The 23,758-nt window shown below is 36.3% G+C and carries 26 protein-coding genes; 21 read left to right on the forward strand and 5 right to left on the reverse strand.

Annotated elements, in window-relative coordinates; genetic code table 11:
• Position 1: 1 nt before the first annotated feature.
• From FW780_RS21875 to clpB, 3 genes are all read right to left on the reverse strand, one after another.
• A complete protein-coding gene (locus tag FW780_RS21875; RefSeq protein ID WP_149835702.1) occupies positions 2 to 541 on the reverse strand; it encodes a hypothetical protein in 540 nt (179 codons plus the stop codon).
• 187 nt (positions 542 to 728) lie between these two features.
• Positions 729 to 881 (reverse strand): hypothetical protein, encoded by a 153-nt coding sequence (locus tag FW780_RS22555; RefSeq protein WP_167510776.1) that lies wholly within the window; start codon positions 879 to 881, stop codon positions 729 to 731.
• 144 nt (positions 882 to 1,025) lie between these two features.
• The gene (gene clpB, locus FW780_RS21880) at positions 1,026 to 3,620 is read right to left on the reverse strand and encodes an ATP-dependent chaperone ClpB (RefSeq protein ID WP_149835703.1); all 2,595 of its coding nucleotides are present in this window, start codon (positions 3,618 to 3,620) and stop codon (positions 1,026 to 1,028) included.
• A gap of 371 nt (positions 3,621 to 3,991) precedes the next feature.
• Between clpB and FW780_RS21885 the strand changes: the two genes are divergently transcribed.
• The 21 genes from FW780_RS21885 (at position 3,992) to FW780_RS21980 (ending at position 22,190) form a co-directional block, all read left to right on the forward strand.
• Positions 3,992 to 4,570 carry a TetR/AcrR family transcriptional regulator gene (locus tag FW780_RS21885; RefSeq protein ID WP_149835704.1) on the forward strand — a complete coding sequence of 193 codons (579 nt, stop codon included), beginning with the start codon at positions 3,992 to 3,994 and terminating at the stop codon, positions 4,568 to 4,570.
• Between the two features lie 171 nt (positions 4,571 to 4,741).
• Complete coding sequence (locus FW780_RS21890; RefSeq protein WP_149835705.1) at positions 4,742 to 6,058, forward strand: phenylacetate--CoA ligase family protein; 1,317 nt, start codon at positions 4,742 to 4,744, stop codon at positions 6,056 to 6,058.
• Positions 6,058 to 7,143: a 2Fe-2S iron-sulfur cluster-binding protein gene (locus FW780_RS21895; protein WP_149835706.1), complete on the forward strand. Its 1,086-nt coding sequence runs from the start codon at positions 6,058 to 6,060 to the stop codon at positions 7,141 to 7,143. Before FW780_RS21890 ends, FW780_RS21895 begins: the two co-directional genes overlap by 1 nt.
• Positions 7,144 to 7,218: 75 nt before the next feature.
• Positions 7,219 to 8,157 (forward strand): 1,2-phenylacetyl-CoA epoxidase subunit PaaA, encoded by a 939-nt coding sequence (gene paaA / locus FW780_RS21900; protein WP_149835707.1) that lies wholly within the window; start codon positions 7,219 to 7,221, stop codon positions 8,155 to 8,157.
• A 111-nt stretch (positions 8,158 to 8,268) separates the two neighbouring features.
• Positions 8,269 to 8,550 carry a 1,2-phenylacetyl-CoA epoxidase subunit PaaB gene (paaB, locus tag FW780_RS21905; protein ID WP_002981782.1) on the forward strand — a complete coding sequence of 94 codons (282 nt, stop codon included), beginning with the start codon at positions 8,269 to 8,271 and terminating at the stop codon, positions 8,548 to 8,550.
• A 69-nt stretch (positions 8,551 to 8,619) separates the two neighbouring features.
• A complete protein-coding gene (gene paaC, locus FW780_RS21910; RefSeq protein ID WP_149835708.1) occupies positions 8,620 to 9,369 on the forward strand; it encodes a 1,2-phenylacetyl-CoA epoxidase subunit PaaC in 750 nt (249 codons plus the stop codon).
• Between the two features lie 12 nt (positions 9,370 to 9,381).
• Entirely contained in the window at positions 9,382 to 9,891 is a 510-nt protein-coding gene (locus tag FW780_RS21915; protein ID WP_149835709.1) for a hypothetical protein, read from the forward strand.
• A 28-nt stretch (positions 9,892 to 9,919) separates the two neighbouring features.
• Positions 9,920 to 10,357 carry a 1,2-phenylacetyl-CoA epoxidase subunit PaaD gene (paaD, locus tag FW780_RS21920; protein ID WP_121490220.1) on the forward strand — a complete coding sequence of 146 codons (438 nt, stop codon included), beginning with the start codon at positions 9,920 to 9,922 and terminating at the stop codon, positions 10,355 to 10,357.
• A 151-nt stretch (positions 10,358 to 10,508) separates the two neighbouring features.
• Positions 10,509 to 11,309, forward strand: a complete 801-nt coding sequence (locus FW780_RS21925) for an enoyl-CoA hydratase/isomerase family protein (protein ID WP_149835710.1) — start codon at positions 10,509 to 10,511, stop codon at positions 11,307 to 11,309.
• A 93-nt stretch (positions 11,310 to 11,402) separates the two neighbouring features.
• Positions 11,403 to 12,533 carry a 3-hydroxyacyl-CoA dehydrogenase NAD-binding domain-containing protein gene (locus tag FW780_RS21930; RefSeq protein ID WP_149835711.1) on the forward strand — a complete coding sequence of 377 codons (1,131 nt, stop codon included), beginning with the start codon at positions 11,403 to 11,405 and terminating at the stop codon, positions 12,531 to 12,533.
• Positions 12,534 to 12,623: 90 nt separating this feature from the next.
• Positions 12,624 to 12,932 (forward strand): hypothetical protein, encoded by a 309-nt coding sequence (locus tag FW780_RS21935; RefSeq protein WP_149835712.1) that lies wholly within the window; start codon positions 12,624 to 12,626, stop codon positions 12,930 to 12,932.
• Between the two features lie 9 nt (positions 12,933 to 12,941).
• A complete protein-coding gene (locus tag FW780_RS21940; protein WP_149835713.1) occupies positions 12,942 to 13,355 on the forward strand; it encodes a PaaI family thioesterase in 414 nt (137 codons plus the stop codon).
• A 30-nt stretch (positions 13,356 to 13,385) separates the two neighbouring features.
• The gene (locus FW780_RS21945; RefSeq protein WP_149835714.1) at positions 13,386 to 14,081 is read left to right on the forward strand and encodes a DUF6624 domain-containing protein; all 696 of its coding nucleotides are present in this window, start codon (positions 13,386 to 13,388) and stop codon (positions 14,079 to 14,081) included.
• 63 nt (positions 14,082 to 14,144) lie between these two features.
• Positions 14,145 to 15,350 (forward strand): 3-oxoadipyl-CoA thiolase, encoded by a 1,206-nt coding sequence (gene pcaF / locus FW780_RS21950; protein ID WP_149835715.1) that lies wholly within the window; start codon positions 14,145 to 14,147, stop codon positions 15,348 to 15,350.
• Positions 15,351 to 15,394: 44 nt separating this feature from the next.
• Positions 15,395 to 15,988, forward strand: a complete 594-nt coding sequence (locus FW780_RS21955; RefSeq protein ID WP_047382988.1) for an acyltransferase — start codon at positions 15,395 to 15,397, stop codon at positions 15,986 to 15,988.
• Positions 15,989 to 16,007: 19 nt separating this feature from the next.
• A complete protein-coding gene (locus FW780_RS21960; protein ID WP_149835716.1) occupies positions 16,008 to 16,835 on the forward strand; it encodes an alpha/beta hydrolase in 828 nt (275 codons plus the stop codon).
• 120 nt (positions 16,836 to 16,955) lie between these two features.
• Positions 16,956 to 19,451, forward strand: a complete 2,496-nt coding sequence (paaZ, locus tag FW780_RS21965) for a phenylacetic acid degradation bifunctional protein PaaZ (protein WP_149835717.1) — start codon at positions 16,956 to 16,958, stop codon at positions 19,449 to 19,451.
• Between the two features lie 99 nt (positions 19,452 to 19,550).
• Positions 19,551 to 20,276 (forward strand): XAC2610-related protein, encoded by a 726-nt coding sequence (locus tag FW780_RS21970; RefSeq protein WP_149835718.1) that lies wholly within the window; start codon positions 19,551 to 19,553, stop codon positions 20,274 to 20,276.
• Positions 20,277 to 20,401: 125 nt separating this feature from the next.
• Positions 20,402 to 20,563 carry a bacteriocin-like protein gene (locus FW780_RS22560; protein WP_167497914.1) on the forward strand — a complete coding sequence of 54 codons (162 nt, stop codon included), beginning with the start codon at positions 20,402 to 20,404 and terminating at the stop codon, positions 20,561 to 20,563.
• Between the two features lie 152 nt (positions 20,564 to 20,715).
• On the forward strand, positions 20,716 to 21,492 hold the full coding sequence (locus tag FW780_RS21975) for a DUF4241 domain-containing protein (protein WP_149835719.1): 777 nt from the start codon (positions 20,716 to 20,718) through the stop codon (positions 21,490 to 21,492).
• Positions 21,493 to 21,494: 2 nt separating this feature from the next.
• Positions 21,495 to 22,190 (forward strand): SMUG2 DNA glycosylase family protein, encoded by a 696-nt coding sequence (locus tag FW780_RS21980; protein ID WP_149835720.1) that lies wholly within the window; start codon positions 21,495 to 21,497, stop codon positions 22,188 to 22,190.
• A 76-nt stretch (positions 22,191 to 22,266) separates the two neighbouring features.
• On the opposite strand, the gene FW780_RS21985 is transcribed toward FW780_RS21980, so the two are convergent.
• Positions 22,267 to 23,088: a T9SS type A sorting domain-containing protein gene (locus tag FW780_RS21985; protein ID WP_149835721.1), complete on the reverse strand. Its 822-nt coding sequence runs from the start codon at positions 23,086 to 23,088 to the stop codon at positions 22,267 to 22,269.
• Positions 23,089 to 23,123: 35 nt separating this feature from the next.
• Positions 23,124 to 23,675: a phage tail protein gene (locus FW780_RS21990; protein ID WP_149835722.1), complete on the reverse strand. Its 552-nt coding sequence runs from the start codon at positions 23,673 to 23,675 to the stop codon at positions 23,124 to 23,126.
• Between the last annotated feature and the right edge of the window lie 83 nt (positions 23,676 to 23,758).

The raw sequence follows: 23,758 nt of genomic DNA on the forward strand, positions 1-23,758 counted from the left end.
ATTAATAAGATGTGCCCATAGGGGGAGCTGGTGGAATAAGTATTCCGCTATTTTCTCCTACGGTGCCATCATCTTCGGAATGTTTGTAAGCTGCACTTCGTGCCGTGCTTAAGCCAATTGCTCTATTGTCTCCGCCATCTGCTTGAAGAGTATTAAAATCAGAATGATAGGCTACTCCGCTTTCATCTGTTTTTTTTATGGTAGGAATTAAAACCAACGTATGCTTTTCGGCATATTCCTGGGGTACGGGATGAGATGCCATGATATCCCAGTTTTCAGTTTTAGGATAGGAAGCATAGTAGAATCTGATTCCGAGATCTTCATCAGAAGCAGAAGGGTTCACCTTTGCAGCTTCTTCTTCTATTTTTGCAATGAAGTTTTTTAATTTCGGAAGATCAAACCAGATAGAATTGGCGTCATCTATTCCTAAAGCGGTATTAATAGCACTTAAATGATTTTGACGGTAATTGTCGATCAGAACTTGGATAAGACTATTTGACATTATTCCAGGTTGTAGCGGATTGTTTGATTCTGTATTCATAGCTTAGCGTTTTACGGATGAAACTCAATTAATATGCAAATCTCGGAAAAAATATGGTAGAAAATGTATTCATGAATAGGGAATTATACTGTTATTTTTACCGTGTTTTTACGGATTGCAGTAATCGCAGTAACTTATAATGAATTTATACAAAAAAACGGAGAAAAACATATTTCTCCATTTTCTTCTAAATGCAAGGGTATTTCCTCCAGTCTCTGCAAATATATCCTGATGTACAGCAAAGGTTGACAGGGCAGTTCATGTTTTCGTCACACATGATGATAGGAGAGATAAGCCCACCGTCGATTTTCTTTAAATCATTTCTTTTTAACTTTTTCATACTGATTTTGTTTGAGTTAGTGATAAATTTGTATAGTAAATATAATTATATTTCACTAATAAAGGATAAAATGTGTGAAAAATAAGTGCTGCAGATCATTCTACAGCACTTATTCACAAAAATAATGTATATGAAAAAAACTATTTATTGTTCAGTAGGTCTGAAAACCAAACCTGTTTCTACGAAATAATCCAAAGTAATTCTGTCTCCATCGTTTACCTTTCCTGCAAGAATCTCTTTTGACAGTTTATTGAGTACTTCCTGCTGGATCACTCTTTTTAATGGTCTTGCTCCGAAAGCAGGGTCATAACCTTTCTCCATCAGGTAATCTACCGCGTCCTGAGTGAAAGTCATAATAATGTTTCGTTTTGATAACATTTCATTGAATCCTCTCAGCTGGTACTGAACGATTTTTCCGATTTCTTTTTTTCTTAAAGGCTGGAACAGTACTATTTCATCAATTCTGTTCAGGAATTCCGGACGAAGAGTTTGTTTTAGCAGATCGAAAATTTCTCCTTTTGTTTTATCTACAATTTCATCCTGATTTTCCTCCGTAAGATTCTCAAAATTCTCCTGAATAAGATGTGAACCTAAATTCGAGGTCATAATGATGATTGAATTTTTAAAATTAACCACGCGGCCTTTATTATCAGTCAGACGTCCATCATCCAAAACCTGTAGTAAAGTGTTGAATACATCAGGATGTGCTTTTTCAATTTCATCTAGAAGGACCACAGAATAAGGTCTTCTTCTCACAGCTTCAGTCAGTTGTCCGCCTTCATCATATCCTACATATCCCGGAGGCGCTCCTACCAATCTCGAAACACTGTGACGTTCCTGATATTCACTCATATCAATTCTCGTCATATTATTTTCGTCATCAAATAAGAACTCTGCCAATGCTTTTGCAAGTTCAGTCTTACCAACTCCAGTTGTTCCGAGGAATAAGAAAGACCCGATAGGTTTTTTATCATCACTAAGACCGGCTCTGTTTCTTCTGATAGCATCAGCAACCGCCTGGATAGCTTCATCTTGTCCTACTACTCTGTGATGTAATTCAGATTCCAGATTTAATAATTTATCTCTTTCGGATTGTAATAATTTAGTTACAGGAATACCTGTCCACTTAGCAATCACTTCGGAAATATTTTCTGCGGTAACTTCTTCTTTAATCAGCTCATTCTGATGGTTCTGCATTTCAAGCTCCATCTTCGTGAATTCTTCCTCTTTTTCACGAAGTTTTCCATATTGGATCTCCGCTACTTTTGCATAATCTCCAGATCTTGAAGCTCTTTCTGCTTCATGTTTCAGAGATTCAATATCTTTTTTGATCTGGGTAAGATCTTCACTTTTCTGTTTTTCTTTCAGCCATTTGGCATTGATCTCATTTCTCTGTTCGGAAATTTTAGCAATATCTTCTTTCAGGTGATCAATTTTAGTCTGATTGCCTTCTCTTGAAATAGCTGCCAGTTCAATCTCCAGCTGCATCAGTCTTCTGTCCAGTACATCCAGCTCTTCCGGCTTGGAATTGATTTCCATTCTCAGTTTGGCAGAAGCCTCATCAATCAAGTCAATCGCTTTATCCGGTAAGAAACGGTCTGAAATATATCTTTGAGACATTTCCACAGCCGCAATAATTGCTTCATCCTTGATTCTTACCTTGTGGTGAGCTTCATATTTATCTTTAATACCACGAAGAATTGAAATAGCAGATTCAGTATCCGGTTCTTCCACCATTACTTTCTGGAAACGTCTTTCCAACGCTTTATCTTTTTCAAAATACTTTTGATACTCGTTCAGAGTAGTGGCTCCAATAGCTCTTAATTCTCCTCTTGCCAAAGCAGGCTTTAAGATGTTGGCAGCATCCATAGCTCCTTCACCACCACCGGCACCCACCAATGTATGAATCTCGTCAATGAAAAGAATAATCTGTCCGTCAGATTTGATGACTTCATTCACAACAGATTTCAGACGCTCTTCAAATTCACCCTTGTATTTAGCTCCGGCGATCAAAGCTCCCATATCCAATGAGAATAACGTTTTGTCCATCAGGTTTTCAGGGACGTCACCATTGATAATTCTGTGCGCAATTCCTTCAGCAATGGCTGTTTTACCTACACCCGGTTCTCCGATAAGGATCGGGTTGTTTTTGGTTCTTCGGGAAAGGATCTGTAAAACCCTTCTGATTTCTTCATCACGCCCGATTACAGGATCCAGTTTTCCTTCTGCTGCTAATTCATTGAAGTTTTTAGCATATTTATTTAAGGATTGGTACGTTTCTTCTGAGCTTGCAGAAGTTGCTTTACTTCCTTTTCTTAATTCTTTAATCGCACCTTCCAGCAGATTTTTGGTTACCCCCATATCTTTCAGCATTTTGGATACTTCAGAGCTGGTTTCCAAAAGAGATAGCCATAAATGCTCAATTGTTACATATTCATCATCCATCTTTTTGGCAATGTTAGGAGCATCCAGTAATACTTTGTTAGCAGATTGTGAAAGATAAATGTTTCCTCCCTGTACTTTTGGAAGTTTTTCTAAATTTTCACGGTTGCGCTCTCTTACTAAATTAGCATCTGCTTCAGATTTTTTAAGTAGGAAAGGCGATATATTTTCATCCACCTGAAAGATTCCTTCAAGAAGATGTTGAGGTTCGATACTTTGATTGCCTAATTCCATAGCAAGCTGTTGTGCTGCCTGGATGGCTTCCTGTGATTTTACTGTATATTGATTCAGGTTCATATTTTATATATTTTTTGGTAATGATTTGTTCAAAGTTTAGTTTTAAAAAAACATCAAGAAACCAAATTTTGAGGCTCAGTTTCTTAATGCCATCAATTATTTAATCATTTATTCGATGACTATATCGCAAAAAGTGTTCAATTATTAAATTTACAAAAAAATAGGACAAATTTTCCGGATATTGTATTTTTAACGGAAATTTAACTTGACAAAATTTCCGATTTCGTAATTATTTCTTTGAAATCCATGAACAAATAGTCAGAATTAGGTAAAATAACCAAATGATGAAACTGAAATTGAAGAGTCTTGTGCTTTTTATGATCAAAAACAAAGCAGTTTAAATCAGAATAATTACTTTTGCATTTTACCAGATGGAACTAAAAGAAAAACAGAGAAAAATACTAGATGTAGCGGTAGAGCTTTTCAAAGAGAAAGGTTATATGGGAAGCTCGGTAAGGGACCTGGCTACAAAACTCAATATCAAGGCAGCATCACTTTATGCACATATCCGTTCAAAAGAAGAAATTTTGGAATGGATTTGCTTTGGCATTGCTCAGGAATTTTTCGATGAACTTCAGGAAGTAAAAAATACAAATATAGCTCCGAGAGAAAAACTGAATCTACTATTAGATAAACACCTTTCGGTTGTTCTTAAAAATCGAGATGTCACTCATATTTATTCCAATGAATGGAAACATCTTGAAGAAAAACTTCCCGAGTTTATAGAATTAAGAAAAAATTATCAGCAGGAAGTTGAAAAACTGATTTCTGAAATCTATAGAGCTGAAAACTGGGAACTGAAATCACCCTCATTTACGACAAGATTTATTCTTCATACTTTAAACAATTCTTATTTCTGGTTCAAGAGAAGCAGTGATTCTACTGATGAAATTACCGAAGAAATCAGAGATAAAATACTTTTTGGTCTATTAGGAAACCAGAAAGTATAGTCTTTGGGAAAGAAAGTCATTAATCATTTTACATTATACTTTTTATAAAATAGGGCAGCTCAGCTTCAATTACGTTATTTAGAATCATTCAAAATATGACATAAATCATAAAAATTTTGCCAGCTTCCAAAATCTTTTTAAATTTACACCTAACAAATGTTAGTTAGTTTTATGGATTTTTCAGTTGAATATCTGGAGCTGGGTCAGTTGAGACAGCTTCAATCCGACCGGTTGATGAGTTTGATCAGCTATTTGGGGGAGAAGTCGGAATTTTATAAAAAGAAATTTGATGAATTGCAAATATCTCCACAGGATATAAGGTCGATTGAGGATATAACGAAACTTCCTATTACTTACAAACAGGATTTAAGAGATAACTATCCATTTGGACTATTTACCGTTCCTAAAAATGAGCTTCAGCGTATACACTGCTCAAGCGGAACCACAGGAAAGCCAACGGTAGTAGGATATACCAAAGAAGATGTAGACCTATTCAGTGAAGTGGTGGCCAGATCTTTAAATGCTGCAGGAGCAAAACCAGGAATGCAGCTGCACAATGCTTATGGTTACGGAATTTTCACCGGAGGATTAGGACTTCATTACGGAGCAGAAATGCTGGGAATGAGTGTTCTTCCTATTTCTGGGGGAATGACTGCGAGACAGGTAGATCTGATTGTGGATTTTAAACCGGAAGTCATTTGCTGTTCGCCTTCGTATGCATTAACTATTGCGGATGAATTTGCGAAAAGAGGAATTTCTGCGGACGAAATCAGCCTTAAGTATGCAGTATTAGGTTCAGAGCCATGGACGGAAATTATCAGAGGGCATATTGAAGAAAGGTTAGGTGTTCATGCAACCAATATCTACGGGTTGAGCGAAATTATCGGTCCCGGAGTTTCCATGGAGGATTTTGAAGAGAAAGGCGGAGGTTATATCTGGGAAGATCATTTCTATCCTGAAATTTTAGATCCGGTTACCAAACAGCCGGTTCCTTTCGGAGAAGAAGGTGTATTGGTGATTACAACATTAACGAAAAAAGCAATGCCGCTTCTTCGTTACTGGACCAATGATATCACAAGCCTTTACTATGATGAAAATGCCAAAAGAACGATGGTGAAAATGAGACCCATTGTCGGAAGAGCAGATGACATGCTGATTGTAAGAGGTGTAAATGTCTACCCAAGCCAGATTGAAGATGCTTTCTCTTATGTGGAAGGAGTAGTTCCTAACTATTATTTAACACCTATTGAAAAAGAACATATGTGTATTGCTTTGGATATTGATGTTGAAATAGATGATGAGCTGGTAAAGACACAAAAAATAGAAGCAAATACCGATGATTATTTTAATTTTGTCGGGAACTTTGGAAAAAACATAGAAAACGAAATAAAAAAGCGGGTAGGAATCACCACGAAAGTGAAAGTTCATGCCCAGGACAGCCTGCCGAAGTGCGAAGGTGGAAAAATTAATAGAATACTTAAAAAATAATGAATTCATTTTATAAACTTAAAACAGTTAAAGTTCAGAAAGACACTTCCGAAGCAGTCAGTGTGGCAGTGGAAATCCCTGAAGAACTGAAAGATAAGTTCAGGTTCAAACAAGGGCAGTATCTGAATTTCCGAATGATGATCAACGGAAATGAGGAAAGACGTTCTTACTCTATCTGTAATGCTCCGAGTGAAAAGAGCAATACACTGGAAGTATTGGTAAAGTTGCTTGAAGGCGGAAAAGTATCAGGCTATTTCAATGAGCATCTTCACATGGATGAAATACTGGAAGTAATGCCTCCAATGGGTGGTTTTAATACTTCTTATCATCCTACAAACGTTAAAACGTACATCGGTTTGGCTGCGGGTAGCGGAATTACTCCTGTTTTATCCAATATTAAAGAAAGTCTTTATCAGGAACCTAACAGTAATGCTTACCTGTTCTATAGCAACAGAAGCATGAACCATATTTTAAGAAAAGCTGAAATTGACAGACTGGTAGAGCATTTCAATGGAAGGTTGAAGGTAATTTATCTGGTAAGTCGTGAAAAACATGAAGATCCTGTTTTTGAAGGAAGAATTTCTTCTGAGAAATTAGAGCAGCTATTTGAAAGATATACAGATATCGACGTAAGAGAAGCTACTTATTTCATTTGCGGGCCTGCAGAAATGATCAAAGGAATTGCAGACTATCTGAAAAAAGATAAAAAAGTGCCTGCTATCCAGGTTTTATTTGAATATTTTACCGCTCCCGATGAAGAAAATACAGAGGAAATGAGCGATGAATTCAAGGCAATTGCCAATATCGAAAGTATGGTAACGGTAATTATTGATGATGATGAATATTCGTTCCACCTTAATTCCAAAAAAGAGAGTATCTTAGATAAAGCATTGAAAGACAATCTTCCTGTGCCTTTTGCGTGTAAAGGAGGAGTTTGTTGTACGTGTAAAGCGGAAGTTCTGGAAGGAGAAGTTTTCATGGAGAAAAACTATGCGCTTACCGAAGAAGAAGTAGCCAGAGGCTTCGTTCTTACCTGCCAATGTCACCCGACAACCAATGTGGTGATGCTTAATTATGATGTTTAAATTGTATTAACGATTGACTGTAATTTGTATTCATGAATGCATTAATACTTTTTACATTTTACAAAAAACAAAAAAATGGACTTAGAAAAATTTGTACAATACGTACATGACGAAAATAAAGTAGAACCAAAAGATGTAATGCCCGATGATTACAGAAAACTATTGGTTCGTCAGATTTCACAGCATGCCCATTCTGAAATTGTAGGAATGCTACCGGAAGCTAACTGGATTTCCAGAGCACCTTCATTGAGAAGAAAAATGGCTCTTCTGGCTAAAGTTCAGGATGAGGCTGGCCACGGGTTATATCTTTATTCTGCAACAGAAACTTTAGGAGACGGAAGTATCAGAGCAGACAGAGATGCTACTTATGATGATATGCTGGAAGGAAAAGCAAAATACTCAAGTATTTTCAATTATCCAACACTAAGCTGGGCTGATATAGGAGCTATCGGTTGGCTGGTAGATGGTGCAGCCATCATGAACCAGGTAATGCTGATGGGGAATTCTTACGGTCCTTATTCCAGAGCAATGGTGAAAATCTGTAAAGAAGAATCTTTCCACCAAAGACAGGGATATGAAATTTTAATGGCGCTTTGCCGTGGTACCAAGCAACAGAAAGAAATGGCTCAGGCTTCATTGAATCGTTTCTGGTGGCCGGCTCTAATGATGTTTGGACCTAATGATGACAGCTCGCCAAACTCTAAGATCTCTATGAATTACAGAGTAAAAAGAGAAAGTAACGACAGCCTTCGTCAGAGATTTATCGACGTTACAGTTTCTCAGGCCGAATTTTTAGGATTAACTGTTCCGGATAAAGACCTGAAATGGAATGAGGAAAGACAACATTATGATTTCGGAGAACTTCCTTGGGATGAATTCATGGAAATCTTAAAAGGAAACGGACCTTGCAATAAAAAGCGTATTGAAACCAAGAGAAAAGCTCAAAGAGAAAACTCTTGGGTGAAAGAAGCGGCAGCAGCTTTTGCAGAAAAACAACAAAAAGAAGTAATATAATAATGTAACAATATACCAATGTAGAAATGTAACAATCATTGTCATGCTGAGCTTGTCGAAGCATCTCATTGTTAAACTGGTACATTGATACATTGTTAAATTAATTTGACTATGGCAAATTTAGATATGTGGGAAGTGTTTATTCAAACTAAACCGGGATTATCTCACAAACACGTTGGAATTGTACAGGCACCAACAGCAGAAATGGCTTTGCAAAATGCAAGAGACGTTTATACAAGAAGAAAAGAAGGAACTTCTGTTTGGGTGGTTCCAAGTAAATATATTGTGACTTCAGAAGGGGTAGATAAAGAAGCTTTCTTTGATCCGGCTGATGATAAACTATACCGTCACCCGACTTTCTACGAGATTCCAAACGATGTAAAAAATATGTAAAATAGCTAATGGCTGTTAGCTGCTTGCAATTTGCCAAAAGCTATATGCCAAAAGCCAAAAGCTAAAATAATGAACCCATTATATAATTATTTATTAAAACTAGCAGACGACAGTTTCATTATGGGACAGCGTTTGTCTGCATGGTGTGGTGAAGGCCCTTATTTGGAGGAAGATATTGCATTAACAAATATCGCGTTGGATGAGTTGGGTCAGGCAAACAACTTTTATGTTTATGCTTCAAGAGTAATCGACAACGGTAAAAACGAAGACGATTTAGCCTTTTTAAGATACGAACATGAATATGTAAATGCACACTGGACAGAACTTCCAAACGAAGATTATGCTCAGACGATTCTGAAAGTTTATGTTTTTGCAGTGTATCAGAAACTGATGTATGAAGCATTGTCCAGCTCTGCAGATGAAGAACTTTCAGCTATTGCTCAGAAATCATTAAAAGAAGTAAGATATCATTATACTCATGCTGCATCATGGATGAAAATTTTCGCCCAGGGAACAGAAGAAAGTAAATCCCGTGTAGTAAAAGCCATTGAAGATATCTGGGAATATACAAAAGGACTTTTTGCTAAAACAGAAGGTGAAGATGATCTTATTGCTTTGAATATCGTTCCGAATGCAGATGAATTATACAAAGAATTCGTTGCCATTACGGAAAAAGATTTCAATGATTTTGGGTTGGAATATCCTGTAAATCCTTTCATGCAGCCAAAATCAAGAACAGGATATCATACAGAATATTTCGGATTTATTCTTTGTGAACTTCAGTATATGCAGAGAGCATATCCTGGGTGTACTTGGTAAATTTGAAATTCTATGAATATCTATAAATTTTACAAACCAAGAAGCTTTGATTTCTTTATAGGAGATTTGATAAGTAATGATATTGCCATAAATCTAGTAACAAAAGAAGAAATTAATATTTCTAATTATCGTAGGGAGGAAATAGAATTAATTTCCAATGAATTCGTCATTACTAATATTCAACAATTTTTTATATCTAAAAACAGCATAATTTTCAAGCTCTATATAATTTATGGTAGAGAATTAAATATGTTAAAGGCTGAATTTTTTGGATATAAAGTATATCAGATTAACGAAGAGGCTATTGAATATGATTATAAGGAATTAGTTGGAATACTTAACTCTAGAATTGATTTAGATACAAATCAAGAAGAATATTCTTCATTTAAAATAGCGATGAATTTAAAGTTTGAATCATTTTATACTTTAAATTCATTGATTGATAGGTGTTTAAGTTATGGTGTCATGACTGAGGATGAAATTTTAAACTTTATCATTTTAAATATAGAAGAAATAAAATAGATTGAAAAATCCTTTAGAAATATTAGAAATGGTTCCCGATCCGGAAATTCCGGTAATCAATATTGTGGAATTAGGTATTGTAAGAGAAGCAAAAATTACCAGCGAGAATTCTTGTGAAGTAACAATTACGCCGACTTATTCTGCCTGTCCCGCTATGTTTACCATTGAGGAAGACATCATGAAGATCATGAAAGAAAACGGATGGGAAGCAAAAGTAGTAACCAAAATGTTTCCGATATGGACAACGGACTGGATTACTGATGAAGCAAGAGAAAAACTTCGTGTTTACGGAATCACCCCTCCTGAAAAAGGAGCAGACGAACATCACATCGGGAAACCGAAAAAATGTCCGCGTTGTGGTTCTGAGCATACCAAACAGATCAGCAGATTTGGGTCTACCTTGTGTAAAGCCTCTTATCAGTGTTTAGACTGTCTGGAACCTTTTGATTATTTTAAATGTCATTAATGTAACATAAGATTAATACCCAATTTATCAATAAAAATGACGGATATGCAGCGCATAACGATGCTATTGTTAGATTGTTAAAATCTTAGGTTGTTACATGAATTTATATTGTTAAATTAGTGCATTGTTAAATAATAAATTAATAAAAACTATGTATACACAACTCGATATTGAAACGCATTTTGACGGGAAGCTTAAAATCGCATATCTTAATCAACCGGAAACAATGAACGCCCTTACCAAGCCGGCTTTATCAGATCTTAGAGATTTTGTTAAAGAATGCAGTGAAGACGAAACGGTAAGATGTGTTGCTATTTCCGGAAGAGGAAGAGCGTTTTGCTCAGGTCAGAATCTGGATGAAGCTTTTGTGGTAGGTAAAGAACACCATGATCATGACATCATCAGAAAAATTGTGGTAGATTATTATAACCCTTTAGTGTTAGAAGTTACCCGTTGTAAAAAACCGGTTGTTGCTTTAGTAAACGGTCCTGCAGTAGGAGCCGGAGCGATGTTGGCTTTGATTTCTGACTTCGTTTTAGCGAATGAGAAAGCATATTTTGCTCAGGCATTTTCAAATATCGGTTTAATTCCTGATACAGGAGGAACGTATTTCTTACCGAAGCTTTTAGGTAGACAGTTGGCCAATTATTTAGCATTTACAGGTAAAAAATTATCTGCAGAAGAATCTAAAACTCATGGTCTTGTCGCTGAAGTTTTCACTGAAGAAGAATTCATTCCAAAATCTATGGAAATTCTTGAAAGAATGTCGAATATGCCGACAGCAGCTCTTAAACTTACAAAAAAAGCTTTTGCCAATTCTTATACCAACACATTGAAAGAACAGCTTGAGCTGGAAGGAGATCTTCAGCAGGAAGCTGCAGGTACAGAAGATTTCATTGAGGGAGTAAATGCCTTTTTACAGAAAAGAAAACCTAATTATAAAGGAAGATAAATTTCGTATTAATGTATTCATGTAAAATGTATTAATGATTTTTAAAACGATTTACATGAATACATTTTACATTAATACATTGTACAAATAAAAATGAATATTGGAATTATTGGGGCAGGAACCATGGGTGTAGGAATTGCTCAGGTGGCTGCCACAGCAGGATGCAAAGTAGTATTATTCGATGCTAATGCTCCGCAAATTGATAAAGCGCTTGCTGGTTTAGAAAAAAACCTTCAAAAGCTAACAGAGAAAGGTAAAATCTCTCAGGAAAAAGCAGCAGAAATCAGAAACAATATCGTAAAAGGTGAAGCATTGCAGGATTTAAAAGATTCTGATTTGGTGATCGAAGCGATTATTGAAAACAAAGACATCAAAACCAAAGTGTTTACAGAACTTGAAAATTATGTTTCAGAAAGCTGTATCATCGGTTCCAATACTTCATCTATTTCTATCACCTCTCTTGGTGCAGAACTAAAGAAACCGGAGCGTTTCATCGGAATTCACTTTTTCAATCCGGCTCCGTTGATGCCTTTAGTGGAAGTTATTCCATCCTTATTAACAGAAAAAACATTAGCAGAAAAAATATACAACCTCATGAAAGAATGGGGGAAAACTCCTGTTATTGCCAAAGATATTCCAGGATTTATCGTCAACAGAATTGCCAGACCTTATTATGGGGAAGGGATTAGAATTGTTGAAGAAAACATTGCAACACCGGAACAGGTGGATGACGCAATGAAAACTTTGGGGAATTTCAAAATGGGACCTTTTGAATTGATGGATCTTATTGGAGTTGATGTGAATTTTTCGGTAACAACAACCGTTTATAAGGATTATTTCTACGATCCGAAATATAAACCATCATTACTTCAGCAAAGAATGTCTGAAGCAAAACTTCACGGAAGAAAAACAGGAAAAGGTTTCTACGATTACAGTGAAGGAGCAGAAAATCCTGTTGCCCAAAAAGATGATGCTTTGTATCAGCAGATCTTTTTAAGAATCATTTCAATGTTGATCAATGAAGCTGTTGAAGCTAAAAGACTGGGCGTTGCGAATGATGAAGATCTCGAACTGGCAATGCAGAAAGGAGTAAACTATCCGAAAGGCTTATTAAGCTGGGGGAAAGAAATCGGGTATGCAAAAATCTCCGAAACCCTTCAGAACCTTTACGAAGAATATCAGGAAGAAAGATATAGACAGAGTCCTTTACTGAGAAAATTATAAACCTACAGAAATCTAATAGTTGAACTGTCATGCTGAGCGAAGTCGAAGCATATTACTGTAAAGATTTAACTGTTACATTAGAAAAACTTCATGAATATAGAAGAATTCAGGGCAGAGCTGGAAACCAGACTTTCAATAGAGAAACAGTATTTAATTCAGGAGGCTTCTTCTGTTGATGAGCAGGAAAGACTTGAACTGTTAGGAAAGTTTAATGAAAAATATAAAGAGCTGATCAAAAGATTAGCCAAAGAAAATGGAATTGATTTAAACGCATTCTTTCCCTCTGAAAATTCATCGGACTCAGAAAATCTTTCCTACGAACAGATTATTCTTGGTAAAACAATGAGTGTTTACGACAGATTGTCCGATGAGCTGTATGAAGAAATAACAAACATATAATTAATAGAAATGAATCCAAGACAAGTAGCAGATTATATGTTCAATCAGGATTATTTTTCCCAATGGATGAATATTAAGATGATTGAAGTAAAAGAAAATTACTGTTTAATAGAAATGCCCATTAAGAAAGATATGATTAACGGGCTTAAAACAGTTCATGGCGGAGTTACCTTTGCTTTTGCAGACTCAGCGCTGGCATTTTCTTCCAACAATAAGGGTGATGCAGCTGTTGCACTAAACTGTATTATCAATTTTACCAAAGCCGGAAAAGAAGGCGATGTTTTCAGAGCTGAAAGTATTTTGGTCAATGATACCAGAAAAACGGCGGTGTACGATATTCAGATTACCAATCAAAATAAAGAACTGATTGCAAAATTTGTAGGAACAGTCTACAAAATCGGAAAGAAAGTAACCGAACTATAAAAACACTAACCAGATACCAGATTAACCAAAATGAGAAAAATATTTCTATTGCTTTTTTGGATTTCATCTTTATTGATGAATGCTCAGCAGCAAGTAAACGAAGCTTTGAAAAAAGAACTCGACGAGATCATGAAGGTAGATCAAGGGTACAGAATGCTTTTCGATTCTGAAATAACACCGGAAAAAAGAGAACAGCTCTTGGAAGACCTGAACATTGATAAAGAAGAATTCAAAAAGAAAAGCTGGCAGCTGGTTGCAGAGCATGACAGCCTGAACATTCAAAAAATTGAAAACATTATTTCAAAGTATGGCTATCCTGGAAAAATATTGGTTGGAGAACCTACAAATAAGGCAGCTTGGTACGTGATCCAGCATTCAACCAAAATTGGAAAATATCTGCCTCTCATTAAGGAAGCTGGAAAAAAGAAAGAAATTCCGTTTACCTGGGTTGCTATGATGGAAGACCGATACCTTATGAATGAAAATAAAGAACAGATCTATGGAACGCAGGGAAAAGGAGAAATGACAAAAGATAAGGACGGCAAGGAAGTCTTTATCAGTTTTGTTTGGCCTGTAAAAGATCTTAAAAATGTAAATAAAAGAAGAAAAAAGGCTGGGTTTGATTCTACTTTTGAGGAAAATGTCAAAAGGATGTATGGACCGGATTTTAAGTACGAACCCTATACTTTAAAGCAGGTTTTAGAACTAAGAAATAAAAACAAATAAATAGAAAAGGGAGAGTTTGATAATTTCAAATTATTGCATTATCCTATTTTCAAAGTAAAAATTATGAACAACGTATACATTATAGACTATGTCAGAACTCCCATCTCAAAACTACAGGGAGGATTATCAGAAGTAAGAGCAGATGATTTGGCAGCTATTGTGATCAAAGAAGTGGTTGCTAGAAATCCCGAAGTTCCTGTAGAGGAAATTGAAGACGTTATTTTCGGATGTGCCAATCAGGCGGGAGAAGATAACAGAAACGTAGCAAGAATGGGACTTTTGTTGGCTGGTCTTCCTTATAAAATTGGTGGAGAAACTGTCAACAGACTATGTGCTTCAGGAATGTCTGCGGTAGCGAATGCATTTCGTTCTATTGCTGCCGGAGAAGGAGAAATTTATATTGCCGGAGGAGTAGAACATATGACACGTTCTCCATATGTGATGTCAAAACCTGGTGCTGCTTTCGGAAGAGATAGTCAGATGTTTGATACCACTTTCGGATGGCGTTTCATCAACCCTAAGATGAAAGAATTATATGGAGTTGACGGAATGGGTGAAACGGCTGAAAACTTAGCAGATATCCACCAGATCAACAGAGAAGATCAGGATAAATTTGCCCTTTGGTCTCAGCAGAAAGCTACAAAAGCACAGGAAAGCGGAAGACTGGCAGAAGAAATTGTAAAAGTTGAAATTCCTCAGAGAAAAGGAGATCCTGTTGTTTTTGAAAAAGATGAATTCATTAAGCCAACTTCTTCTATGGAAGGTCTTGCAAAACTTCGTCCTGCTTTCAGAAAAGAGGGAACGGTAACTGCAGGAAATGCTTCAGGAATGAATGACGGTGCTGCTGCTTTGATTTTAGCAAGCGAAGAAGCCGTGAAAAAATATGGATTAAAGCCAAAAGCCAGAATTTTAGGGTCATCTGTAGCAGGAGTAGAGCCAAGAATTATGGGGATTGGACCGGTAGAAGCTACTCAAAAGCTGTTGAAAAGACTGAATCTTTCTCTGGAGGATATGGACATTATTGAACTCAATGAAGCATTTGCAGCACAGGCACTTGCAGTAACGAGAAGTTTAGGTTTAAGAGATGATGATACCAGAATAAATCCTAATGGTGGAGCAATTGCAATTGGGCACCCACTGGGAGTTTCCGGAGCAAGAATTGTAGGTTCTGCAGCTATGGAACTTCAGAAGCAGGATAAAAAATATGCATTGTGTACCCTTTGTATCGGTGTCGGACAGGGATATGCAATGGTGATTGAAAAAGTGTAATTTATATTCAAATTATCTGATTTTCAAATTTTTAAATTAAAAAAATGAATATCTACTCATACCACGGGATTCGTCCCATTATAAAACCCTCTGCCTACATCCATCCGCAGGCAGTCATTATCGGGAATGTAGAAATAGGTGAAGAAGTATATATTGGTCCCAATGCGGTAATTCGTGGGGACTGGGGGAAAATTATTATTAAAGACGGAGCAAATGTACAGGAAAACTGTACACTTCATGTTTTCCCGAATATAGAAACCATACTGGAAGAATCTGCACACATTGGACATGGGGCAATCATTCATTCAGGACACATCGGAAAAAACTGTTTGATCGGGATGAATTCTGTTGTGATGGACAAAGCTTATATCGGTGACGAAAGTATTGTCGGAGCATTAGCTTTTGTACCTGCCAATTTCAGATGTGAGCCAAGAAAGCTTATTGTTGGAAGCCCTGCAAAAATTATCCGTGACGTTTCCGATGAAATGATTCACTGGAAAACAGAAGGAACAAAACTATATCAGGAACTCGCAAGAGAAGGAAAAGAAGCTATTCTGCCTTGTGAACCTTTTACAGAATATGTTCAACAAATTCCAACGAAAATTGTGGATTACAGTATCTGGGATGATGTAAAATAATGACCATTTAAAATTAAATATGATTAAAAAAATTGCACTTATATGCAGCATGGTGTTGGCGATGAATAGTGTAGTGTCAGCACAGACTGTTACGACAAAACCGCTTACAATAGGAGAAGTGAGGACGATTAAGTCCAAAACGTTAAACGAAGACAGGACATTGAATATTTATCTTCCACAAGGCTATGATAAAACAAAATCATACCCTGTAATCTATCTGTTGGATGGAAGCATGAATGAAGACTTTATTCACGTGACAGGATTAGTACAATTCTTTAATCAAATGTATTCTATGCCGGAAACCATTGTGGTGGGAGTTGCTAATGTAGACAGAAAAAGAGATTTTACTTTTCATACAGATTTGAAAGACTTGCAGAAAGATTATCCTACAACAGGACACTCAGATAAGTTTATTGCATTTGTTGAAAAAGAATTAAAGCCTTATGTTGAAAGTCAGTTCAAAACAACAGACAAGTACCTTTTTGGTCAATCTTTAGGGGGACTTTTGGCAACAGAAATCTTACTGAAGAAACCTGAAATGTTCAATAACTATTTTATTATCAGTCCAAGCTTATGGTGGGATGATGAAAGCCTTCTGAACCAGGCAGGAACATTGCTTTCAAAATCTCCGGATACTAAAAAGTTTGTCTATGTTTCTGTAGGGAAAGGAGAACATCCGGTGATGATAAAAGATGCTGAAGCTTTCTACGATGTTTTGAAAAAGGCAGGAAAGAAAAACTGGACATTAGAATATAAAATGATGGAAACAGACAATCACGCAACCATTCTTCACAGAAGTTTATATGAAGGATTAGTGAAAATGTTTCCTTACCAGGAGCCGAAATAAATAATAAATCTAATAATATGACAATGTAAAAATGTAATTTTCAGACTTGTCATGCTGAGCGGAGTCGAAGCATCTCATAGATCAACTGTTACACTGCTACATTGATAAATTAAATATTTTATGGAAAAGTTAAAAAACTATATCTACGGACAATGGGTAGAAGGTACCGGAAACGGAGTTCCCTTGTACAATGCCGTTACAGGAGAGCAGGTAGCTGTTTCCGATACCGAAGGGCTTAATTTTGAACAGGCTCTTGACTACGGAAGAACAGTAGGGTACAAAAACCTTTCTTCAATGACTTTCTACGACCGTGGAGAAATGTTGAAAAAGGTAGCACTTTACCTGCTTGAAAGAAAGAAAAAATATTACGACTTATCATACAAAACCGGAGCTACACATGTGGATTCATGGGTGGATATCGAAGGAGGTTTCGGAACTTTCTTTACCTACTCCGGATTGGCAAAAAGAATGCTTCCCAATACTTCATTTTGGGTAGACGGAGATACTCAGAAAATTTCAGCTAACGGAACTTTCTTAGGAACTCATATCTTAACACCTAGTGAAGGTGTTTCTGTACAGATTAATGCTTATAACTTTCCGGTGTGGGGAATGTTGGAAAAACTTTCTACCTCATTATTAGCGGGTGTTCCTTCCATCGTGAAACCGTCTCCTTTCGGATCTTATCTTACCAATGCAGTATTCCAGGATATGATTGAAAGTGGAGTATTGCCTGAAGGTGCTGTTCAGTTAGTTTGTGGTGAGCCGGGAAATATTCTCGATTATGTACAGGATGGAGACTCTGTTTTATTTACAGGTTCTGCACATACAGGAAGAAAATTAAAATCTCTTCCTTCTATCGCTGGAAATGCTGTTCGTTTCAACATGGAAGCAGATTCATTAAACTGTTCTATCCTTGGACTGGAAGCAAAACCGGGAACACCTGAATTCGATCTATTCATCAAAGAAGTTCGTAACGAAATGACTACGAAAGCAGGACAAAAATGTACTGCAATCAGAAGAATTATCGTTCCTGAACATTTAATCGGTGACGTTCAGAATGCTTTATCTAAAGCTTTGGATCAGACTAAAATAGGAAACCCATTAAGCAGAGAAACCAAAATGGGATCTTTGGTAGGAAGACAGCAGTATGAAGAAGTTTTAAGAAAAGTAAACATCTTAAAATCAGAAACAGAACTTGTTTATGACGGAAAACACGAACTGGTAGATGCCAACTATGAAAATGGGGCATTCATGAGTCCGAAATTATTCCTGAATGACAAGCCTTTTGAAAAAAATATCTCTCATGATGTAGAAGCTTTCGGGCCGGTATCTACATTGATGCCGTACAAAGATGCTGAAGAAGCTGCTGCATTGGCAAAAAGAGGAAAAGGAAGTTTGGTAGGGTCTATCGTTTCTCATGACGAAAACTTTATCGCTGAAACTTCTTGGAAAATGGCTTCCCAACATGGAAGAATCTTTGTTTTGAACAGAGATAACGCCAAAGAAAGTACAGGTCACGGTTCCCCACTTCCTACACTAATGCACGGAGGTCCTGGTAGAGCCGGAGGTGGTGAGGAAATGGGAGGTCTAAGCGGTCTTCATTTCTTCTTACAGAAAACAGCCATTCAGGGATCACCAGATGTACTGAAAGCAATTACTAAGATCTACCAGCAGGGAGCAGAGAAGAAATTCTCAGACAAACACCCTTTCCAGAAATATTTTGAGGAAGTTGAAGTAGGAGACTCTTTAGAAACAGCAGGAAGAACAGTTACCGATGCAGATATCGTTAACTTCTCCAATGTTTCATGGGATCATTTCTATGCACATACTGATGCAACAAGTTTAACGGGAACAATCTTTGATAAAACGGTAGCTCACGGATATTTCATCCTTTCAGCGGCAGCAGGATTATTTGTTTCAGGTAAAAAAGGACCTGTTATTGCCAATTACGGATTAGAAGAATGTAGTTTCTTCAAACCTGTATATGCCGGAGATACCATCACTGTTTATTTAACAGCAAAAGAAAAAATCAACAGAGGAGTAAAAGGTAGAAACATTCCTTCCGGTGTTGTAAAATGGCTGGTTGAAGTAGTGAACCAAAGAGATGAGGTAGTTTGCGTAGCAACGATCTTAACATTGGTTGCAAAACAATCCCCTTTCATTGATCTGAATGTGAAAAACGTTCAAAAAATGTTGAATGGATTAATAGAAAGTACTCCTGCGCTTTGGGGGAAAATGTCTCCACAGCAGATGATTGAGCATTTGGAACAAGCAGTTCTGGTAAGTCTCGGAGAACCTGAGGCTGAGAAGTGTTTTACTCCTGAAGAACATCTTGAAAAATGGCAGGATTCTCTTTATAACCACAGAGCAATGCCAAAAGAATTTACCGCTCCTTTCCTTCCAGAGGATGGCTCACTTCCGGAACCAACACATAGAAATCTGGAAGCAGCAAAACTGTCATTCATGGATAACCTAAAGAAATTTGTAGTTTATTACAAAGAAAACCCACAGGCGGAACACATGAATTTTGTATTCGGCAAACTGAATAAAGAAATGTGGGAATTAATGCACAAAAAACATTTTACGCACCACTTCCAACAGTTTGGATTGATTTAATTCAGGAAAATATAAATTTAAAATCCCTTTCAGTAATTGGAAGGGATTTTTATTTTAAATATGACCGGAAATACATAAATTCAGAAATATTTTTTAATCATGAAATCTTTAAAAATCTTCGTTATCATTGTCCTTTGGACTTCTTCAATTTTATTCTTTTTTTCCTGCTCGCGAAATCCTAAACCAGACAAAGAAGGGTATTTTTCTGAAGAAAAATTTGTTGATAGCCTGAATGTTGGAATGAAGGGTAAAACCAAAGTCGAGATTGAAAAATTCCGGCATGTCAAGAAGGGTGATGTGTTTGTTACCTTGAATTTTTATGATCTAAAAGATATCTGGGTGGAAGCCAAAGGTTCAATGTTTCATACCTGGGAATTAAGGAACAGTTTTAAATTTATCAAAGATGGAGTAACCGGTTTGGATGTTCAGATAAGTGATTTCAATAATGATGGCTTCAACGATGTGACTTATCAAAGCGGAATTGCAGGAAGAGGAGGAAATATTATAATGACCTTATTTTTATATGAACCTAAAAATAAAGATTTTATCCACATCAAAAATTCAGATAATTATCCAAACCTAAGTTTTAATTCAAACCTAAATTGTATCAATTCTGTAATTTTAACAGGTTCTACCACAACGGTATTTCTAAAAATTAAAAAAGATTCCCTGGATGAATTTGCACGAGTAGATGTTTCTGATAAAATAGTGGTGGAAGAAAAAGATTCTACTGGTAAGTTTAAAATTATTGAAGAAAAACCATTCAAAGGAAATAACGAAGACTTTTATAAAGCTTTTAGAAACTACAAGCCTTTAGAATATTAATGATTTGTATATGGAAATGTTCATTATTTCAATTAGTTATGTTTTTTTTGTTTAAAAATGATTAACTTTAATAGGCGAAATCCGAAAAGCATATAGAGTAGGAAAGAACATCAAAACTAAACACTATGAAAAACTTAAAAAAACTTTCAAGACATGAGTTGAGATCTCTTAAAGGAGCCGGGCCAAACTGGTCTTGTGTCCTTAATCCTTGTCCTCCCGGAAGCTGTTGTCTTCCCGGAAGATGGCCTGATATTGCAAGAGCATGTTATATATGTGCCGATTCTTAGATTTTTTTAAACTTAAAACAATACATAAAGCTGCAAATTCACTGTGATTTGTGGCTTTTTTTATAATCTTTTGTTAAAAATCCTATCCTGTTTGATGCCTTTGGATTTATTCATTATTTTCAATCTTAAAATTAATTCAAAAAAAATAAACTATGGACCAAAGCTGGATGCAAAAATGGGAAGAAGTGAAAAATATTATGGTTTGCCCTACAGATCTGGAAACCTATTTTACTTCGAATGAAATTTTGGGAAAGAAAATGGAGACAATGGAAGTTGGAAACGTTTCCCTTCCTTCTGGAAAAGTGGTGGTAAGAGATCCGTTGGTTTCTTTAAATGCCAATCAATCACCTTATTTTATTCAGGCACCAACAGGAAATTTTCCGGTAAGAATTGCTGTCGTAAAATCCGAAGATTGGGGAGACAGATATGCTGTGGTAAAAGTCGAATTTACTAAAGAAAAACCGGTTGTTTACAGAGAGGCTTTGGTCGGAATCGAAGAATTGGAGGGTGTAGCTAAAGATGATTATTTTGGTTTCGCCGTGGATGCTGGTTTAGGATGTATTGCTGATAAAGATGTACTTCCTTTTGTGGATAGATTTATAGATGAAATGGATGTAAATAATATTTACGATGATTATTTCGCCGACCTTTTCTTACAGAGCTACAAAGCTTACCCCAAAAATCAAAGAGAGGCAGGAGACTGGATCAATTGGACGATTCCTGATACCAATTATCAGATTCCAATGTTTGCAAGTGGTTTTGGTGATGGTACTTATCCTGTTTACTTCGCTTATGATGCTAATGAAGAAATTTGTGGTTTATACATTCAATTCATCGATATTGAATTGGCTTTAAGTGACGAAGATGAGGACGAAGACGAGGATGGTGATGACGATCAACCTGAAAATTTTGTTTTTCTTAAAAATTAAATATGAATACAACTTTTGCAGATCATGTCATTGAGTTCAATAAAAACCTTAGCTATACGGGAAAACTTCCTGAAGGGTTTGAAGTCCTGAACCCTTACCTGGACAATCCCGAAACATTGACGGTCATGCAGAAATTTTATCACAAATATTATAATGATTCGTCGCAGAGAAAATTCATGATTGGAATTAACCCAAGCCGCCATGGAGCAGGGGTTACAGGCGTTCCGTTTACCGATACCAAAAGACTCGAAAGTATTTGTAGTATAAAAATGAAGTCTGCCCATACTCATGAAGTCTCTTCTGTTTTCATGTATGATATGATTAAAGAATATGGAGGTGCAGACCTTTTCTATAAAGAGGTCTATATTAATTCTCCGTTTCCGCTGGCTATCGTAAGAAAAACAAAAAACGGATGGCTTAATGCCAATTATTATGATGATAAGGAACTTTTCGAGGCTGTAAAAAGTTTTATGATTGAATCTTTGAAGCAACATATCAGTCTCAATCTGGATACTTCGGAGGTGTTTATTCTGGGTAAAAAGAATGCTGACTTTATTTCAAAATTAAACAAAGAAGCAAAACTCTTTGATACCATGACTGTTCTGGAACATCCCAGATATATTCAACAGTACAAATCAAAAGAAAAACAGCTGTATATAGATAAATATATTCTGTCATTGAAAAAACAAAACCCTTAATATAACAATTAAGGGTTTTGCCATTTATGAATTAGAATCTTTATGGGATATGGAACTTATGTAAAATTTCCTGAGATTAGTTTTTAATAACTTTGCTTGATTCTGTTGCTGTTTTGATGATATAAACTCCTTTTGGAAGATCTGAAATATTGATTTCATTATTTCCTTTCTGGGTTTGTACCGTTTTCAGCATTTTACCATCTACACTGTAAATCTTGGCTTCACCTGCTTTCTCAGTTGCAATAGAAAGAGGTCCGTTAGTTGGATTAGGATATACAGTCAAGTCTTTTTTAATGCTTTTCGTTTCAGAAGTACCCAATACAATATTGCTGTCTTTTACCCATGTGAAGGCATCCAGACCTACATATCGGAAGGCCCCGTTCGCAGTGATCTGCAACTCGTCAATCACGATGTTTGAGTAATTTTGGCCGTTTAAGTTGGTAAGATCAATTAAGGTATATCCGTTTGTACTCCCTAAGCTTGTTGCAAATCCACTCATTTTTGTTTGGGTAAATTTGGTTACTCCGCTTAGTTTTCCAGTTACAGTAAGTGTTCCTGCTACATTGAGGTCTAGGTTCAATGCAGAAAGATACATCCAGAACCTGTTTACTTTAAATAAATTTGAAGTGGTTTTGATGCTGAATGACGGCGGAGATTGAGAGTCATTGGAATTATCAATGTATCTGTTATCATTAGCTGTTCCGCTCCAACCTGTTCCTGGATAATTTCCCTGGATGTCAAAAACACTTACATGTGAAATGATATTGAAAATGACTCCATTGTCGGTAAAGCTTGTACTTCCGTTCGATTCCGTTTCAAATTGTTCTGTACTGGTCTGCCCGAATGAGATAATTGAAATGAGCAGACTACAAATTGTTAAAAAAGTAGTGCTTTTCATGATTTTTGGTTTTAAATATTAGGTTATTGTGAGTATTAATCTCTTGGAGGGTAAATACCTTCAACGCAGATGATATAATTTAAACCCAGATAAGGAGGCATATTATTCACTGGTAAATTTTGTCCTATAAAGGCAATGCTTTGTCCGTTAATCACGGTATCAGGGTTAGAATCATTTACAAAGCTGGATACTACGTTGAAATCTCTTCCAACCTGTGTTCCTGAAATGGCAATAGTTGATGTAGCGGTAGGTGTTGAGGAATTAGCATTCTTATTAGCTACTTTCAATTGAAAACCACCTCCGATGCTTGGAAGATTTGAAGCTAAAAGAGTATTTTGTGTAGTACCGGATACCACTCCCAAAGGATAGAACTGGTTGGCATTTACATTTCCTGCTCCTAAAGCCATACGCCCTTTTAAGTTAGGTAATGCAAAAGTAGTGATTCCATCTCCCCCGTAAGTTGTTCCTAAGATAGAGAATAATGCTGAATTTCTTGAAATAGCTATTAAGCTTCCGTCACAAAACATCCAGCCTCTAGGTGCGAAATTACCTGCAAATAATTTTACAATTCCAATGTACTCTTCCATGATAATGATATTTAGTTTTAAATTTCTTACTCTGTTATGGGCTTTTCAGATTCCGCCTTTAGTTATTATTTCTAAGCCAAAGG

The sequence above is a fragment of the Chryseobacterium sediminis genome, from assembly GCF_008386505.1.
Classification (GTDB): domain Bacteria; phylum Bacteroidota; class Bacteroidia; order Flavobacteriales; family Weeksellaceae; genus Chryseobacterium; species Chryseobacterium sediminis.

Bases quoted from the DNA above. Each gene is read 5' to 3' on its own strand.
- FW780_RS21945 (WP_149835714.1), top strand. From the start codon at position 13,386: ATGAGAAAAATATTTCTATTGCTTTTTTGGATTTCATCTTTATTGATG.
- paaB (WP_002981782.1), top strand. From the start codon at position 8,269: ATGGCAAATTTAGATATGTGGGAAGTGTTTATTCAAACTAAACCGGGA.
- FW780_RS21925 (WP_149835710.1), top strand. From the start codon at position 10,509: ATGTATACACAACTCGATATTGAAACGCATTTTGACGGGAAGCTTAAA.
- pcaF (WP_149835715.1), top strand. From the start codon at position 14,145: ATGAACAACGTATACATTATAGACTATGTCAGAACTCCCATCTCAAAA.
- paaD (WP_121490220.1), top strand. From the start codon at position 9,920: ATGGTTCCCGATCCGGAAATTCCGGTAATCAATATTGTGGAATTAGGT.
- FW780_RS21875 (WP_149835702.1), bottom strand. From the start codon at position 541: ATGAATACAGAATCAAACAATCCGCTACAACCTGGAATAATGTCAAAT.
- FW780_RS21895 (WP_149835706.1), top strand. From the start codon at position 6,058: ATGAATTCATTTTATAAACTTAAAACAGTTAAAGTTCAGAAAGACACT.
- paaC (WP_149835708.1), top strand. From the start codon at position 8,620: ATGAACCCATTATATAATTATTTATTAAAACTAGCAGACGACAGTTTC.
- FW780_RS21890 (WP_149835705.1), top strand. From the start codon at position 4,742: ATGGATTTTTCAGTTGAATATCTGGAGCTGGGTCAGTTGAGACAGCTT.
- FW780_RS21985 (WP_149835721.1), bottom strand. From the start codon at position 23,088: ATGAAAAGCACTACTTTTTTAACAATTTGTAGTCTGCTCATTTCAATT.
- FW780_RS21935 (WP_149835712.1), top strand. From the start codon at position 12,624: ATGAATATAGAAGAATTCAGGGCAGAGCTGGAAACCAGACTTTCAATA.
- clpB (WP_149835703.1), bottom strand. From the start codon at position 3,620: ATGAACCTGAATCAATATACAGTAAAATCACAGGAAGCCATCCAGGCA.
- paaZ (WP_149835717.1), top strand. From the start codon at position 16,956: ATGGAAAAGTTAAAAAACTATATCTACGGACAATGGGTAGAAGGTACC.
- FW780_RS21940 (WP_149835713.1), top strand. From the start codon at position 12,942: ATGAATCCAAGACAAGTAGCAGATTATATGTTCAATCAGGATTATTTT.
- FW780_RS21955 (WP_047382988.1), top strand. From the start codon at position 15,395: ATGAATATCTACTCATACCACGGGATTCGTCCCATTATAAAACCCTCT.
- FW780_RS21930 (WP_149835711.1), top strand. From the start codon at position 11,403: ATGAATATTGGAATTATTGGGGCAGGAACCATGGGTGTAGGAATTGCT.
- FW780_RS22560 (WP_167497914.1), top strand. From the start codon at position 20,402: ATGAAAAACTTAAAAAAACTTTCAAGACATGAGTTGAGATCTCTTAAA.
- FW780_RS21915 (WP_149835709.1), top strand. From the start codon at position 9,382: ATGAATATCTATAAATTTTACAAACCAAGAAGCTTTGATTTCTTTATA.
- FW780_RS21960 (WP_149835716.1), top strand. From the start codon at position 16,008: ATGATTAAAAAAATTGCACTTATATGCAGCATGGTGTTGGCGATGAAT.
- FW780_RS21970 (WP_149835718.1), top strand. From the start codon at position 19,551: ATGAAATCTTTAAAAATCTTCGTTATCATTGTCCTTTGGACTTCTTCA.
- FW780_RS21885 (WP_149835704.1), top strand. From the start codon at position 3,992: ATGGAACTAAAAGAAAAACAGAGAAAAATACTAGATGTAGCGGTAGAG.
- FW780_RS21980 (WP_149835720.1), top strand. From the start codon at position 21,495: ATGAATACAACTTTTGCAGATCATGTCATTGAGTTCAATAAAAACCTT.
- FW780_RS21990 (WP_149835722.1), bottom strand. From the start codon at position 23,675: ATGGAAGAGTACATTGGAATTGTAAAATTATTTGCAGGTAATTTCGCA.
- FW780_RS21975 (WP_149835719.1), top strand. From the start codon at position 20,716: ATGGACCAAAGCTGGATGCAAAAATGGGAAGAAGTGAAAAATATTATG.
- paaA (WP_149835707.1), top strand. From the start codon at position 7,219: ATGGACTTAGAAAAATTTGTACAATACGTACATGACGAAAATAAAGTA.
- FW780_RS22555 (WP_167510776.1), bottom strand. From the start codon at position 881: ATGAAAAAGTTAAAAAGAAATGATTTAAAGAAAATCGACGGTGGGCTT.